This window comes from Kitasatospora sp. NPDC127067 (assembly GCF_042724755.1).
Taxonomy (GTDB): domain Bacteria; phylum Actinomycetota; class Actinomycetes; order Streptomycetales; family Streptomycetaceae; genus Kitasatospora; species Kitasatospora lactacystinica.
Map to the genome: position 1 here is coordinate 1 of NZ_JBHXEM010000061.1, position 15,611 is coordinate 15,611.

A 15,611-nucleotide genomic window follows, 5' to 3' on the forward strand; every position below is an offset into this window, starting at 1 on the left:
CGACCCCCGCAACTACCTGGCCTTCCTGGGCCTCGCCGCCACCCTCTGCTGCTACAAACGCCTGACTCGCCACACCACATAGGACACGGTCTTAGCGATCTGATGTGCCGTAGGACTCGACGGCGAGAACGAGCTGGGTCACGGGTGGCTGGGATCTGAAGCGGACTTCGACCCTGTACAGCCCGGATTTGCGCAGGGTGACGGGAGCGTCGAGGACGCCGCCGTGCGCCGAGAGCCTCGGACTTGTCGCTGCTGCTCCCGTCACGGTGCCCACGATCCGACAACTGGTGCCAGCGGGACTCTAGCAAGTCTGGTCGGCTTCAGTGTCCAGGGTTGGCCTGCAGTGGCATCATCGGAAGGTAGGAGCAGGCCGAGCGGCTGCGGGCTATCGGGAGTCCGGCATGTTCGTTGTGTTCGGTGAGCGCCCCCGGACGTAGTCGATCACGGCGCGGCCGCCGGGCATCGCGCCGTGTCGCCGTATGGGCCGCCCGCCATCGGCGGACGACCCACACGAGGTCGAGCTCGGCACTAAATGGCGTGGATCGTCTGAACGAAGGCGATCCCCAAGACCGCAAGGAAGGCCATGGTGAAGGCGGTGTACCCGAGTACTCCTAGAACGCCCGGTGACCTGTCCGGACCGCTTTTCCGACGCTTCGCCGAGATGGCCAGAAGGGGGCGCGGCTCGGCCCAAAGGTAGGCGAAGAAGCCGAATCCGGTGAGCAAGCAGATCCAGAACCATGCCCAGTATCTCTGAGTGCTTCTTCTGACACCCAAGAGAATGTGACCGATCGTCAACAGGCCTATTAGATAGGCGCCTACACCCAATGGCGACCAGCCGAGCAGGCTCGGATACGCGACCGAGATCAGTAGTTTCAGGCCGCCGAATCCGTGGCTCGGATCGAAAGCCTGGAACTGGACGGTTGCACCGCTACTGGAGACCTCCTGCTCGATGGCTCGCTCGAACGCGTCGATGGCGCCGGCGGGGCCGGGATTCCCATAGGTGAATTTATAAGTTTCCTTCTTGCGCGACAGTATTCCTGTCGACCACTCGACAAATACCTCTGAGCCGTTAGTGTCCAGATTTACTACCGACGCACGTCGCGACCGCAGGTCGTCGACGAGCTCGTCATTGTCGGAACTCGCTGGGAATACCACAACCAGCACCGCTAGATAGCTGGCTATCAACATGAGCAGTGCGGCCCATTTGGTGGCGTTTCTGGACATCAGGTCCGATATCCTGCCATTGAACCGGTTGCTGCCGAGCCGGGCGCTATCCATGGAAAGTTCCAACCCAGTAGTACTCCTGCCTGACACTGGCACCGGGGCCGGTCCCAGTATTTCCCGTGAAGTGGGTCAGGGAGGCGAACCCGGTGTCGTTGTATGCGGCGAAGGCCACGGTGAAGCTGTGCGTCTTCGGCGATACATTGATCACCTGGTATACCACGTCATATCCTCCTAGGAAGGCTTCCGGCGTGGGGTTGGCGGCCCACCCCTTCCCGTCCGTCGCCATCCCCCACAAGTCCTTCGGAAGGGCCTTTGTGAGCTTCTCGCCCAGGTCTTTTCCGTCGACGAAGTCGTTCTGTCCACCTAGTTCGGACAGCGGTACCTGATAGTTGCCGTTGCGGATCTGGGCGGCCAGGCCGTCGAGAATCTCTTGGCTGTGATGGTCTTTTGCGATCTGTTGGGTCAGTTGGCTTCCCCCATCAAACGAGATGTTGGCGCCGTCCTTTCCCTGCGCCCAGAGTTGAAGCAGATCCTGCCAGGTCAGCTGAGGTGAGGTGCCGGACAACTGATTGCAGGCTGCAATCGTTCCGGATGTCACCTCGGCGCCTTCCTTGCACGGCAGGATGTTCCCACCGAGGGTCAAGATATACTTCTGCAGCTCCACGGCAAGCGCTTGGTGGACCCCCTTCTCCAGCTCGTCGTCCTTCCAATCTCCGTGATGAACAAGTGAGTTCAGAGCCCCCTGACAGGCGCTGTCGCAACCGCCCTTGCCTGACGAACTCCCCTTGCCCGAGGAGCCGGATGTGCCGGTTGCGCCAGAAGCGCGTGGTGTCCCGCAGTCGCCGGGCTTGCATCCGCCGCCGTTGTTAGGAGTAAGTCCGTGCTCGGCACCCCACGCTAGGTTCGCGGAGCTTCCACAGGACCCTCCCTTGCAGCCGTTGTCGGGGGAGTAGCCGTAGCACGCTCCCTCCGTCCCGCATCCTAGCGGGATCAGGCCGGATGGGTCGCTGAGGTTGATGGGGTTGTTGTTGCTGTAGGCGTAGGCGTTCCACTGTTGTGGGTTGGTCTGGTCGAGGATGGGGTCGGGGCTGATGAAGCGGCCGGTGGTGGGTTGGTACTGGCGTGCGCCGATGTTGGTCAGGTTGGTGGTGTCGTCCTTGGTGCCGCCGATGTAGCCCTTGGTGCCGATCCAGGTGCCGGGTGCGGGTTGGTTGCCGCGGGGGTTGCCGAAGGGGTCGCTGGTGCGGCGGGTGGTGGCGGTGGTGGCGAGGTCGATGCTGCCGGTGCCGGTGCCGTGGTGGTCGGTTGCCTGGACGACGAAGGTTCCGGCTGCGGTTCCGGCGCCTTGGCGAATGATGGTGAGGCCGCCGGGGATGGGGTAGTAGCGGGTGCCGGTCTGGGTCTTGGTTGCCGTCGTCGTGTTGACGGTGAGTTCGTCGGTGCCGAGGGTGATGGTGTTCTGGCCGGGGTTGCGGCGGATGAGCTGGTTGCCGTCGGCGTCGTAGAGGTAGGTGGTGGTGGTGTTGGGGATGTTCCACTTCTGCCCGGCGGGGACGGTGCTGGCGCAGTCGCCGAGGGCCAGGGCGGTGTTGGCGGTGGTGACGTCGCCGGGGATGGCGAGGCACCGGTTGGATGCGGGGTTGTGGATGGTTCCGTCGGGGCGGGTGTTCCAGGTCTGTGCGGCGGAGTTGTCGCAGGTCTGGAGCTGGACGGCTGAGCCGGCGGTGGTGCCCATGGCCTGGACGCACTTGTCGAGGACGACGAGTTTGCTGTTGGCGACGGTGTAGAGCTGGCTGCCGCCGTTGCCGCAGGTGTTGATCTGCAGGTTGGTGCCGTTGGCGTTGCTGCCGCCTGCGGTGGCGATGCACGTGCCGCCGTTGCCGGTGATCTGTGCGGGGGCGGTGTAGGAGGCGAGTTTGCCCTCGCTGTTCCAGGTCAGCGCGGAGGTCCCCGTGCCGGGGACGCCGGTGCGGATGGCGGTGGTGTTGCCGGCCGCGTCGTACTGGGTGGCTCCGTTGGCGGTCGTGGTGGCGCCGGTCTTGACAGTGGATCCGAGCAGGGCGTGGGCGCCGCCGGTGCCGCCACCGGTGTTGGCCGCGGTGGTCGGCGTGTTGACGGTGCCAGGGACCGGGAACTGCTGGGTGGTGGTGACGTCCTTGGCGGGGTCGCCGTACTGGTCGTGCTGGATCAGGGAGGTGCGGTTGCCGGTCAGGTCGTAGGTGTACTCCTGCCAGTAAGGGCTGGCGCCGCCAACGGTGGTCTTCGCCGGTGCCACCGCGCCGCTGGTGGGTGTGGTGTTGGCGCAGGCGCCCTGGTCGAGGGTCTTGTGCTCGAGCGGGTCCGGGGTGGTGATGCCGCCGGTGTCGGTCCAGGCGGTGGTGAGGCGGCCGAGGTAGTCGTAGGTGAAGCACTGCCGGTCGGTCGCGGCGGGGTTGTTGTCGGGGATGTCGGTGATCGAGGTGATCGAACCGACGGGGTCGTAGGTGTAGTTGGTCTGCTGGACCGCCCCAAGGGTTGAGGTCTGCTTGTCGAGGAACTGGCCGCGGACGCGGCCGGTGGCCTGGTCGTAGTCCGTGGTGGCGACGACCTCGCTGCCCCACGGGTTGACGGTCGAGCGCATCGGGCGGCCGTAGGCGTCGTACGAGGTCTGGACGTCGTAGGTGGTGGCGCCGGCGTAGGAGAACATCTGGCCGTAGCTGTTGTTCGAGTACGCGAGTTCCTCGTACGGCAGACCGCCGGTGGCGGGAAGAGCGACTTCCTCGGGGGTGCCGGTGATCTGGTCGTAGGTGGTCGATGTGGTGTAGGTATAGGTGCCGGAGGCGAGGCCTGCCTCGGCCCCGGGGATGGTCAGGGTGGTGCCGGTCGGGCGGTAGCCGTTGTCATAGCCGGTGACGGCGGACGTGTACGCCTGACCTCCGCTGCTGCCGCCGACATAGCGGGTGGAGGAGCTCGGTTTGCCCTTCATCACCGTGTCGAAAGCCCACGAGGCGAGCTGGTTGGCTGGTGCGACGGCCCCTTGGTAGAGGCCGACTTTCCGGCCGATCAGATCGTAGGTGTTGGTGAGCGTCCGGCCGCGGGCATCGGTAGTGGTGGACAGACGAGATGCGGCGTCGTAGGTGCGGGTGGATGTGCCTGTGTCCGGGTCGGTGGCGCTTGTCTGGCGCCCGCGCAGGTCGTACGTGTATGTCCAAGTGTTGCCCGCGGCGTCGGTGAGGCCGGCGAGCCGACCGGTCGGTGTGAAGCTGTAGCGGGTCACCGCCGCATCGGAAGCCTGCCCGGTGGCTGCAGTCGTGCGGTACCGCCACGCCTCGATGGTGTGGCCGCGGGCGTCTGTCAGGGTGGTGCTTGGCCAGGCGCCCTGCGGGGGGACCACGTCGGTGCGGTCCACACCGGGATAGGAGGTGGTCGTCTGCTTCTGCAAGACACCCCGGGACCAGAACGCCGAGGTGACCGTCCGGCCGAGGCCGTCGAAAGTCAGGCGCGTCTGGGCCGGGATATCGCTGTCCGGGGCGCTGACCAGCGTCGTCGAGGGGCCGGAGTCCTTGTTGTACCAGGGCGCGCTGGAGGCCCAGGCCCGGCCCTGCGAGTCGTACTGGGTGTCAGTGATCAGCCGGCCGGTGTAGCCGGGGCCTGCCGGCGTGGACTGGATCTGGCGGGTGCGGGCGAAGCCGTCGAGCAGCGTGATCTGTCGCGTGTAGACGGGGGTGTTGGCGTCGAAAGTGAGGGTGGAGGAGGTAGTGGTCGACGGGACGCCGGTGGTGTTGGAGACGTTGTAGCTGAACGTCAGGTTGGCGTTCGGTTTGAGCTCCGAGGTCCGGCCGGGGTACCAGACCGCGGTCGGACGCCCGAGTCCGTCGTAGGTTTCCGTGGTCACCTTGTCATTGGCGTCCTTGACCTTCAGCACCAAGGATCGTCGACTGTCGATGGTGGTGACGATGTCCCAGTTCGCGTTCGCCGTACCAGGGATAGGCGTCGATGCTGTGACGGTGGTGGGAAGTTCGCCGGCAGCGGATGACGCGTACGTTGTCGTGCTGGTCGAGCCGCTGGGGTGTTGAGCGTCGATGCTGTTCGGGTTGGTGCTGGAGACGGTCCTGCCGTAGGTGTCGAACGCCTGGGTACCCACAGTCGTAAAGATCGGTGCGCCGGCGTTGTCGTACTGGTCGAGGATCTGATTGGCAGTCTGGTCAGCTGTCGCAGCTGACTGCTTGTAGGGCTTTCCATCGTAGAAGGACCGTTGCCGGGAGACGGTATTGGTGGCCGTGGCCGGGGCGGTGCAGGCGTCGAGACCGGAGACGATCAGGCTCTCGGCGGCAAGGTCAATGCGCTGGGGATCTGGTCCGATGGCATAGTCCGTGCGGGTGCACAGGTCCTGCAGGCCGTCGGCTTGGTTGAGCGCGGTGACCGGCCGGTTTCCGTGGTTTTCGTCACCAGCGGTGGTGCTGGTGACAGCCTGCCAGCTTCCGTCGGCCTTGCGGGCTCGGTTGGTCGTGCTGTTGACGGTGGCCGGGTAGCGGGCAATGAGGTCTGGAAGGCCGCTGCCGCGCGGCTGGGTCGCGGTGGTCCACTCCCGGGCCGCGCTGTTGACGACCTGTGCCATGGCCTTACCGGTCGTCAGATCGATCGTCTCGGTCTGCAGGACCCGGCCGGAGAGCCATTCGACGTCGGTGACGCTTCGGCCGAGGGCATCGGTGAGGCGGGGCACGGTCCGCTGGGCACCGCTCTTGAGGACGTCACCGTCCATGCCCTGCCGGTAGGTGGTGACGGTCCGCGTTTTGGGACTGTCGTTGCCGCTGCCGACCGTGACGGTCACTGTGGCGAAGCCGCGGAAGTCGTTCCAGGTACGAGCCTTGGGGTCGGTGAACTGGCTGTCGTCGCGGTGCCAGGCCGCAGGACCGTAGTCGTAGCTGGTGATCCTGGCAGGGGCGCCGGTGGCGAAGTCGTTCTCGGTGAGCGAGCGGACGGTGTAGTGGTTGAACCAGTCGAAGATGGGGTCGGCACCGGCGACGGACCCGGGTACGGACCAGCGCACCGGGTAGCAGGCGCGGGTGTTGTCGTCCTCGGCCGTCGGCATCACATGGTTGACGCGGGAGCAGTCGCGGTCGTTGTAGTCAACGTTGAGGACGCCGCCGGTCTCGTTGCGGATCTGCTGGATGCGCGGCCGATTCATCCGCGGCGGTGCCGGGACGAGGTCCGATCCGTCGACCCGGTTCGCCAGCATGACCGGGACGAACGACACCGCCGGGGTGCTGACGTTCGGCGTGGCGGTCTTACCGGTGCGCTGCACCGAGTCGAGCCACAGGACGCGCTGGCTGAGGGCGTCCTTGGGGTCGCTGGTGACGTCCAGGGGGTCGCGGAAGGAGTGCTTCAGCTCGTAGGAGTCGACGTCCTGCCAGGCGTTGTTGACCCGGACCTGGGTGGTGACCGATGTCAGGCGCTTGGTGGTGAAGTACGTGGGGCCCGAAACGGTGCAGGTGCCGGTGTCCTTGCACTCCTGGTCCACCGGTACGTCCGGCCAGTTGTTCTTGTTCGCGACGGAGCGGTTCGCCGGGTCGCAGGCGGAGCCGGTCGCGAGGCAGCGCTCGGCGGTAATGAAGGCGACCCGGGCCGCGGGCTGGAGGGCCCCCTTCGCCGCGACCTGGTCGGCGAGGCGCTGGCCGTAGTCGATGCGAGAGAGCGTGTTCGCCCGGGCGTACGACGTCAGCGTTCCGTTGCCGTTGTTCTGGCCGGCGCCGCGGGAGTAGTAGTTCGTCTCCGGCGCCCAGGTGTAGGTGATCAGGTTTCCGTGGGCGTCCACGACGTAGTCGAGGGACAGGCGCTGCCACATCTGGCACCAGGAGGCCTTGCCCTTGGCCGCGTCGTAGCACGGGTCGCCGCTGTTGGGGGCGTAGACCGGCACGGTGGACGCGGACTTGGTGGCGGGGTCGCTCCTGTCACCACCGGGCAGGTGGTTGAGCCCGAAGTAGTACACCGTGCCGGAGGTGTCGGTGACCTTGGCGTAGGCGCCGTTGTAGGTGCCGTTGCCGCCGGCAGGGTCCGCACCGAACTCGATCCGGGTGCCGTCGTCGTTCTTCAGACGCCATACACCGGTCGCCTCGTCGGACGCGGCCGGCGCTTTCGACTCGCGCACCAGCGGCCCGGCGTGCGAACCCATGGACAGCGTGGCGTTGAACCCGCCCCAGCACAGATCCCCGGACTTGGCGATGCCATCCTTGTCGCACGGGGTGTAACTGCGCTCGATGAAACCGGGGTTGAAGTCCCAGCCGTCACCGATCCAGGACGCCTGGGCGTTGGTGGCCGACGTCTTCCCGTCCACAGACGACGAGTTGTACCCGAGGGACACCTGCGGTGCAGCGCCGCCGAGCGCCGGCGGGACCTCGACGTTGTAGCTGTAGGTGAGCGAGCCGGAGGAGTTGCCGGCCGCCCAACCGGAGGAGCTCGACAGGCTGGTGGCCTGGTACGTCCCGCCGCCGCCGGAAGCGCCGGTCTCCGCACCGAGGAGCACGGCTCCGGCCCCGGTGATCGTCGTCGAGGTGCCGGACAGCGCGGCCTCGACCGCTCCACCGGCCCCCGGCGAGGGCTGCGTGCCGGTGTGTTCCGCAGGGAGTTCCAGGTCGGCGACCAGGCGCTTCGAAGTGGGGTCGTAGGCGGTGGCCACCGGGGTGCGGATCAGGCAGGACGGCACCTGCGGGGTGGTCAGCGCGCACGACGGCATCGTGACCAGCCGGCCGCGGGAGGCGAAGTCGCCGACCGTTCCGCTCGCCGAATCCAGCGCCGCGACATCGACGGCGACCTTGACCGCCTTCGACGCGCCGTCGCCTGCCGGGGCCGGTTCGCTGGCTGCGGGCGCGGTGGCACTCAGGGAGAGCAGGAGACCGTTCACCCGGGCGGCGTCCGCGGTCTTCGTATCGGCTTGAACGACTGTTACCGCGTCCGGGGCGGAGCCCTGCTCGGGGGCGCTGACCCAGACCGGGAGCGTCCCCGCCTGTGAAGGCGCGCTTGTCAGGCCCGCCGTTGCGCTCTTCTGTTCGACGGGGGTCCGGGCGGGGGCGGTGTTGGAGGCCGCCGGGACGGGGTAGTGCGGAGCGGTCTCGGACGGCTTCGGTGTCGGGGTGGCGTTGACCGACGGGGTCTGCGGCAGCGGGGTGTTGGGAGGTGACCACACCCGGGTGAAGTCGGGCTCCGCCGCGATGGCCTGGGAGACGACAGGTCCCAGCAGTGATGAGGTCAGGGCCAGCACCGCGGCGCAGGCTATGCGCCTGCTCACCGGTGGTGATCCGTTTCTTCTGCGAATTGGCATTGGTTGTCCTTTAGCTGACGTTGAGTTAACTAAAGCGCCTCTGTTCAGGGCTGGTGGATTCTATGGGAGGGCTTGAAAGTTGATCCCTTCGTATCGAGAACACGGTGACTGTGATGTGCGTCACTTTGCTGGGGCGGGGTGCCTATGGCAGTCGATGGGGGATATTTCGGAAAAAAAGTCGTTGACGACTTGTCCGGTCCCCTGAGACCGTCCGCCTGGCCTCTGCGCGTCCGGCGTCGAGGGTTCAAACCGGGGAAGATGCCATGGATGCTCCAGGTAGGGATATGACTGACAGTCGACTATCGTTCGAGCGGGCCGCCAAGCCGCGACCCGCTGGACTCCGCTTCTCGTCGCTGGCAGCGATGCTGGCGCTCACGGTGACGCTGCCCGGCCTCGCGTCGCTTCCCGCCGCAGCCGACGCGGCCACCGACCCCTGGCAAGCCGCGCAGGAAGCCGTCACAGCAGGGGACGCCAAGCACGCAGGGGAGTTGCTGGATCCCAGGCCCGCCGAACTAGCCCTCGCCGAGGCCAAGAAGACCGGCAAGGACATCCCGGTCCCCTCGCTGACGGACGAGTTCAGCACCACGGTCGCCACACCCTCCGGCAGGCTCCGCCAGGAACGGAACCTGAACGCCCAGCGCGTGAAGCGCGCCGACGGCTCGTGGACGGCGCTGGACGACACACTGCTCAAGCGCACCGACGGCACCCTCGTTCCGGCGGCAGCGAGTGAAAACCTCGTCATCTCGGGCGGTGGCAACAGCACGCTGGCGACCATGACGACCAAGGACGGCAAGCAATTCGCCGTCGGCTCGCCGTTCCCGGGGCCCTTGCCGGCTCCGACGGTGAGCGGCAACAGCGCCTTGTACGCGTCGGTGGCACCGGATACGGACCTGAAGGTGACCGCGACCCGGTTCGGCGGCTACAGCACCGTGCTGATCCTGCACACGGCCGCCGCCGCCTCGAACCCGGCGGTACGCTCGCTCACCTTCCCCACCAGCACCAAGGGCGTGGAGCTGTCCACCAACGAGGACGGGAGCCTGAAGGCGGTCAGCGAAGGCAAGGAGGTCTTCACTGCCCCCAAGCCGCAGATGTGGTCGGCCGCAGCACCGGTGTCCGGGGGCACCGCGCCGACGCAGGCACCCACAGCAGTGAAGGCGTCGTTCGCCACCCAGTCCTCGGCGACGGCGCCCAGCCCGTCAAGCTCGCCGGCGGAGGGCGGCGGCTCCGGCCAGGCCACCGGGCAGGCATCGGACACATCGAGCACGACGGACGGCCCCGGGGCCGGGGCCACGGTCGCCGATATTCCCGTGACGACAGGAACGGGTGCGAACGGTGGTGGGAGCATCGTCCTGTCGCCCAGCCCGGAACTCCTGGACGGCCCGAACACCAGTTACCCGATCTACGTCGACCCAACGTGGTCGAACGACGCCCGGGGCAAGAGCCACCACGCCTGGGTCCAATCCGCATACTCGACCGGTAACTTCGACCGCACCGGCCCGGCCGGCCTCGACCATCCTGGTGTCGGCTACCAGGGCTGGGAAACCACCAAGGGCATCGAACGGGCACTGTACGAGTTCAACCTGAACGGCTACCTGCCCGACACCGCCATCAACTACGCCAACCTGCGTGTTTGGCAGTACGTGTCCGCCGACCACTCGTGCACCACTCCGTACCCGGTGAGCGCCTACCGCGCCGCAGCCTTCGACAGCAGCATCTCCTGGGGCACCCACCACATCTTCGAATTCCTCGAAGGCAAGGACGTCCCCGGCAATGGAGGCAATGACGCCTGCATGGCTGGCGTCCCCATCGATTTCAACGTCACCAGTGCGATGCGCAACGCCCTTGCAGACACCGGCACACCCCTGGCGTTCGCCCTCATGGGTCGGGAGGGGACCGGTGACAGGATGGCGTTCAAGCGCCTCGCCTACGACGCCGTCCTGTCGACCGAGTTCGACCACGTGCCGCTCCAGCCGGGCGACCCTCGCGCCCTGCCGGCCCCGCGCAGCGTCACCCGAGGCGAGAGCGACGCCTGCGGTGACGGGACGGTCTCCTCGTTCCGCTGGGTGACCGACACGACGGTCAACCTGACCTCGGTCGTCAGCAGCCACAACCAGAGCCAGCTCACCGAGTACGCCAACATCTGGGACGACTCCCTCCCCGGCGCGCCCAGCGTCAGCAACGGCTGGTCGGGCTTCGTCCCCAACGGCAGCCGCGCCTCCTACACCGTCCCCCGCTTCACCCTGCAGGACGGGCACTACTACAGCTGGGCCACCCAGGGCGACGACGGCCTCCTGCGCGGCCCCGCCACGCCCGCCTGCCACTTCGCCGTCGATACCACCCCGCCCGTCGCGGCCTTCGGCACCTTCACCGACCCCAACAAGCAGTTCCCACCGTCCGGCAACGGCCAGACCACCAACCTGCGCCTCGGCGACGAAGGGTCGATCCCGTTCACGGCCTACGACCCCAACCCCTCCGGCAGGCTCGCCTCGGGCGTCGTCTGCGTCCGCTACGGCTACGACCCGCAGCTCGCCGACCACAAGCAGGACTGCGCCCCGGCTGGCAGCACTCTGAACGTCGCCGAGATCAGGACCAAGCCCTCGCACTGGGGCACCAACATCCTCTATGCCCAGGTCTTCGACGACGCCGGCAATGCCTCGCAGACCATGTCGTACGCCTTCTACGTCCCCTGGGCGCCGGGCCCGGTCGCCTTCGGCGACACCACCGGCGACGCCAACCCCGACATCCTGGTCCCGGACAGTGCCGGCAACCTGATCACCCACGGCCGTGCCGCCGATCCGAGCAGCACCGACGTCCCCCCGACCGGGACCGCGATCCCCGCCAACCAGGCACCCGAGGTCAGCGACGGCCGGACGTGGAAGGACTTCAAGGTCACCCACCGGGGCTCCCGCGATCCGGGCAGGAACACCGATGACTTGTTCGTCCATCGCGACGGCGGTGACCAGCTCTACTACTACGCCAACTTGAAGGAGGACCCGGGCCACTTCAACCTGAACGACGTCAAGTCGCTTAACCCTCCGACCTGCTCGGGAGGCGACGCCACCTGCCCTGTGCAGGGTCAGAGATGGGCTCTCATCACCCAGATCACCCCGATCGGCTCGGCCAAGGACACCCGCACCCCCAGCCGTCAGGTCAAGGACGCCACCGGCTTCCTCGCTGTGGAAGACAAGAAGCTCTGGTACTACTCGTTCAAGTCCAACCAGACCCTGCGTGCGCCGACCCTGGTCGCCGCCGAAGGCTGGGACAACCTCGACCTGATGGTCCCGGGCAACACCCTCGCCGTCGATCCCGCCGGTACCACCCCGGTGACCCCGGCCCTGTGGGCGCGTGCCCGCACCGCCACGACCGAACGGGCCGTAGGAGACATCCTCCAGTACGCCCTCACCACCGAGACCCGAGTCGACGGCACCGGCGAGTACACCGTCGTCACCGCCGTCACCCCGGCCAGCGCCTTCAAGATCGGCGCCGGAGTCACCCCGAGCGACTTCCCGACCGTCGGCTCGGACGGTGACGTGACCGGCGACGGCGTGCCCGACCTGTGGGCCCTGGACAGCTCCGGCAAGCTCCACGCCTGGCCCGGCGCACTCACCGGCAAGACGGTCACCGGCCTTGGCACCGACCACTACCGCGGCAACACCCAGGCGCCGGCCGCCCAGTGGAAGCTCCAGGGCAACACCAGCTCCCTCAACGCCGACCCGGCCGTCACTTACAACGCGACCGCCACCGACCTCGCCTTCGCGGACGACACCGTCGACGGTCGCGCCACGAAGGCCGCGGTCTTCAACGGTACGACCTCGGCCATGACCACGGACAAGCCGGCCGTCGACACCCGCAAGAGCTTCACCATCAGCACCTGGGCGAAGTCCAACGGCAGCGGCCAGATCGTCGCCAGCCAGAACACCGCCCACGCCAGCAGCTTCCTCCTCTGGAGCGAAGGCACCGGAGGTGCCTGGCGCTTCGCTCTCGCGCACGGTGACGACAACACCTGGCCCTACGAGTTCACCAACATCAGCAACAGCGCCGCCCTGGTCCAGAACGGCGCCTGGACCCGCCTGACCGCCAGCTACAACGCCGACACCGGCCAGATGAACCTCTACGTCAACGGCACCCTCGCAGGCAGCGCCTTCCACAACGCGGCCACCAGCCCCGCCCCTAGCGGCGGCCTGGTCCTCGGCCGCTTCCAGTACCAGGGTCAGCCGAGCGCCAGCTTCAATGGCAGCATCACCAACTTCGCCGTCTACACCAGCGCCGTCAACCCGCCGACCGCGGCCATGGCGATTCGCCACGCCGCGAGCAACAACTGCCTCGACGTCCCTTACAACGACACCAGCCAGGGACTCGAGATCGTCCCCTGCAACAACACCGCCGCCCAGAGCCTGACCGTCGACTCCACCAATGCCTCCATCAGCCTGCGCGGCATGTGCCTCGACATCACCGGAGGCAGCGCCGCCAACGGAGCCGGCATTGGCCTCGGGCCCTGCAACCCCGGCGCCTCGAACCAGGTCTGGCTCCCCAGGGCCGACGGAAGCCTCTACAACCCGGCGACCGGCCACTGCCTCGACCTGCCCAACAACGACACCACCCCCGGCAGCCGACTCGCCGCCTTCACCTGCAACGGCACACCCGCTCAGACCTGGAGCTTCCCCGCCCTCAGGACCCCGCCCCTGCCGGTCAACCCCTGACCGCACACAACCCGCCGGGGCCCGCGACGCAACACAGCGCCGTGGGCCCCGGCGTTTGAAAGACGAAATGATCCCGGCCGAGCTACCCCAGCGACCGGACGGGCTGCCTCCGAGGCTTTCGAACCGGAATTGGTCCGTGAGGGGTTCAACCGGGCTGGCCACACGTATGCCGCGCACGCCCACGACCCATCGATAGGAGCGACGGCGCACCGTGCCGATCGCGGTGCGGCATGACCTGCTCACCGGCGCTAGGGACCTCGACCTACCGCCGTCAGAAGCACCTGGAAGCTCTCCTGGCACGGCGGCCGGGGCTCCCGTTCGGCATCCTCGTCGACGTGCATGTCCACGCAGTCGCCGGCCATCCACGTTTGAACCGCGAGGGCCACTTGGCCTTCAGCAAGCGCTCCGGCGAACTCGGCGTCATCGCCGGCGACGACCTCGCTGACCGTCGCAGACCTGCTCGACGACGACGGCTACGGCTGGTGCAGCAAGGCACGGCAGCTGCGGCCGACCAGGCCAACACCTACGCCAACCGGGCCGGGGCATCCTCCGACAGAGCCAAGCAGGCCGCCACCTCCGCTCGCCGCGATGCACCTGTTCCGCCACCGCGGCCGCCTCGCTCGCCCACCAGAAGCTGACACTGCTGCGGCGCGAGCGAGACGACCTCCGCCAACACCTCGACATCTACGCGGACCACATCCGGCGTCTGACCGAGGACAACGCCGCCCTGCGGCAGGAACTGGAGAGCCGGAGCGGCGTCACCGTTCTGTCGCAGCGACGCCTGTCGGTGTACACGGGTAAGTGCTCAGCCGCGTACTGCTGAACGTGCTCACCGTGCCGGTTCGGCGGGAGCCTTCTCTCACCGTGCGGTTGCCCGGCGCTGAGTGGCGCAGATCAGTACGGAGACCAGGGCCGCCAGGTCGAGGGCGCCGTCCGGGTCGTCCGCGTAGCGGGTCGTCTGCAGCGGCCCCACTTCGTCCAGGCGTACTCCTTCCGTCTCCAGGACGTGGGCGAGAACCAGTAGCGCCAGGCGGGCGTTGCCGTCCGGGTAGGGATGGAAGAAGGCGATGTCGAGGTACGCCCGGGCCGCGCGGGCCGACAGGGGGACCGACGGGTCGGTGCTCTGCTGCAGGCAGCCGGCGAAGTCCTCCCAGGTGTGGGGCGTGATCCCGTATCGTTCCCGGCCGTCCTTGGCAAAGGCGTCGCTCTGGCGCAGACGCACCTCGTTCACTCCGAGGACCAGCTTCTGCCAGCCGGCGAGAAGGGCCGGGGTGAGCGGCTCTCCCTGCGAGGCCGCGGCGCGGGACAGGGCCATCGCGGCAAGCAGCCGGTCGGCGCGGTCCGGGTCGCGGAGACGGACCGGACCGTCGAACCAGGCGGCAAGTCCGTCGACGGCCGGGCGCGCCGGTGCCGAGCTCACGCTCGCGGCCGAGGACCAGTCGACCTGCTCCCTGACCTTGCATCACGTGGCCAGCGCGTCGTCACTCACGGTAGAATCCGCGGCCGGTCAGGCGAATCGCCAGGTCCTCTCCCACCGCGTCGACCAGGGTCGGGGCGGGCGCGACGTGGCTCTTGAACCGGCCGCCGATCGCGGCCTCCACCGCTTTCTGCGCCTCTTCCAGTCCCAGGCCGGTGGAGGTGAGGAACCAGGTCAGCGTCGTCTCGCAGATCCCGTACCAGGACGACTCGGCGCGGGTGCTGTTGACGACCGCGGTGACCAGGCGGGTCACCGCGCGTTCCAGATGCCAGCTGCGGTCCTCGGCGTCCGCGCCGGGAAGCGGTGCGAGCTGCTCGAAGCGCTCGGCCATGTCCTCCAGCCAGTCACGCCACTCCAGCAGACAGGTCACGACGCGTTCGGCGGTCTCCTCCGCTTCCCCGACCGAGTGCGAATCGCAGCACCAGGTCTCGACGGGACCGCCGTGGTGGTTCGAATGGTCCCAGCCGCAGGCCCACCGGCCATAACGGGACACCAGGAGCACGGTGACCTCGTCGATGAACCGAAATCCCGCCATCCGCTCGGCACCGATGGGAGGCACCCTCGGAACGAGCAGCGCCGTCAGCCGCGCCGCCTCGTCGTCGTCCCAGTCGAAAGCGTTCCGGTCGGGGTCGGCAGCGGACCACGGCAGGTCCCAGGCTCGTTCGCGGTGGATGGACGTGGCGTACCTCCGAGGTGGGACATGACGGAACAACTGATCGATCATGCCGACCGGGTCGAGACCTGTCACCCCAATTTGTTGGCCATCGACCTGCGTCTCCCGCTGTCCGGCTGCCTTCACCCAGCCGGGCACATTCACGTGTACCTGTCTGAGCACTTACCCGGCTCTGGCAAGATTTTCGTAGCCGGAGATCGTCTTGGTTCGGTGGGTGCTCGAACCGCGTTGCGGTCTGCC

General features: G+C 67.6%; 5 protein-coding genes. 1 reads left to right on the top strand and 4 read right to left on the bottom strand.

Annotated elements, in window-relative coordinates; translation table 11 throughout:
- Window positions 1-528: 528 nt before the first annotated feature.
- Both ACFWJ4_RS23635 and ACFWJ4_RS23640 read right to left on the bottom strand, forming a co-directional pair.
- Complete coding sequence (locus tag ACFWJ4_RS23635) at window positions 529-1,290, bottom strand: hypothetical protein (protein ID WP_380546729.1); 762 nt, start codon at window positions 1,288-1,290, stop codon at window positions 529-531.
- Window positions 1,271-8,461, bottom strand: coding sequence for an RHS repeat-associated core domain-containing protein (locus tag ACFWJ4_RS23640; RefSeq protein WP_380546731.1), 7,191 nt, complete (start codon window positions 8,459-8,461; stop codon window positions 1,271-1,273). Before ACFWJ4_RS23640 ends, ACFWJ4_RS23635 begins: the two co-directional genes overlap by 20 nt.
- 344 nt (window positions 8,462-8,805) lie before the next feature.
- Between ACFWJ4_RS23640 and ACFWJ4_RS23645 the strand changes: the two genes are divergently transcribed.
- Window positions 8,806-13,221, top strand: a complete 4,416-nt coding sequence (locus ACFWJ4_RS23645) for a ricin-type beta-trefoil lectin domain protein (RefSeq protein ID WP_380546733.1) — start codon at window positions 8,806-8,808, stop codon at window positions 13,219-13,221.
- 859 nt (window positions 13,222-14,080) lie between these two features.
- Here the strand turns inward: ACFWJ4_RS23645 and ACFWJ4_RS23650 are convergent.
- Together ACFWJ4_RS23650 and ACFWJ4_RS23655 are read right to left on the bottom strand one after the other, a co-directional pair.
- Window positions 14,081-14,641, bottom strand: a complete 561-nt coding sequence (locus ACFWJ4_RS23650) for a Fic family protein (protein WP_380546735.1) — start codon at window positions 14,639-14,641, stop codon at window positions 14,081-14,083.
- A gap of 61 nt (window positions 14,642-14,702) precedes the next feature.
- Window positions 14,703-15,509: a hypothetical protein gene (locus ACFWJ4_RS23655; RefSeq protein WP_380546737.1), complete on the bottom strand. Its 807-nt coding sequence runs from the start codon at window positions 15,507-15,509 to the stop codon at window positions 14,703-14,705.
- Window positions 15,510-15,611: the final 102 nt, after the last annotated feature.

Coding starts and splice junctions, on each gene's coding strand:
- ACFWJ4_RS23645 (WP_380546733.1), top strand. CDS start 8,806: ATGACTGACAGTCGACTATCGTTCGAGCGGGCCGCCAAGCCGCGACCC.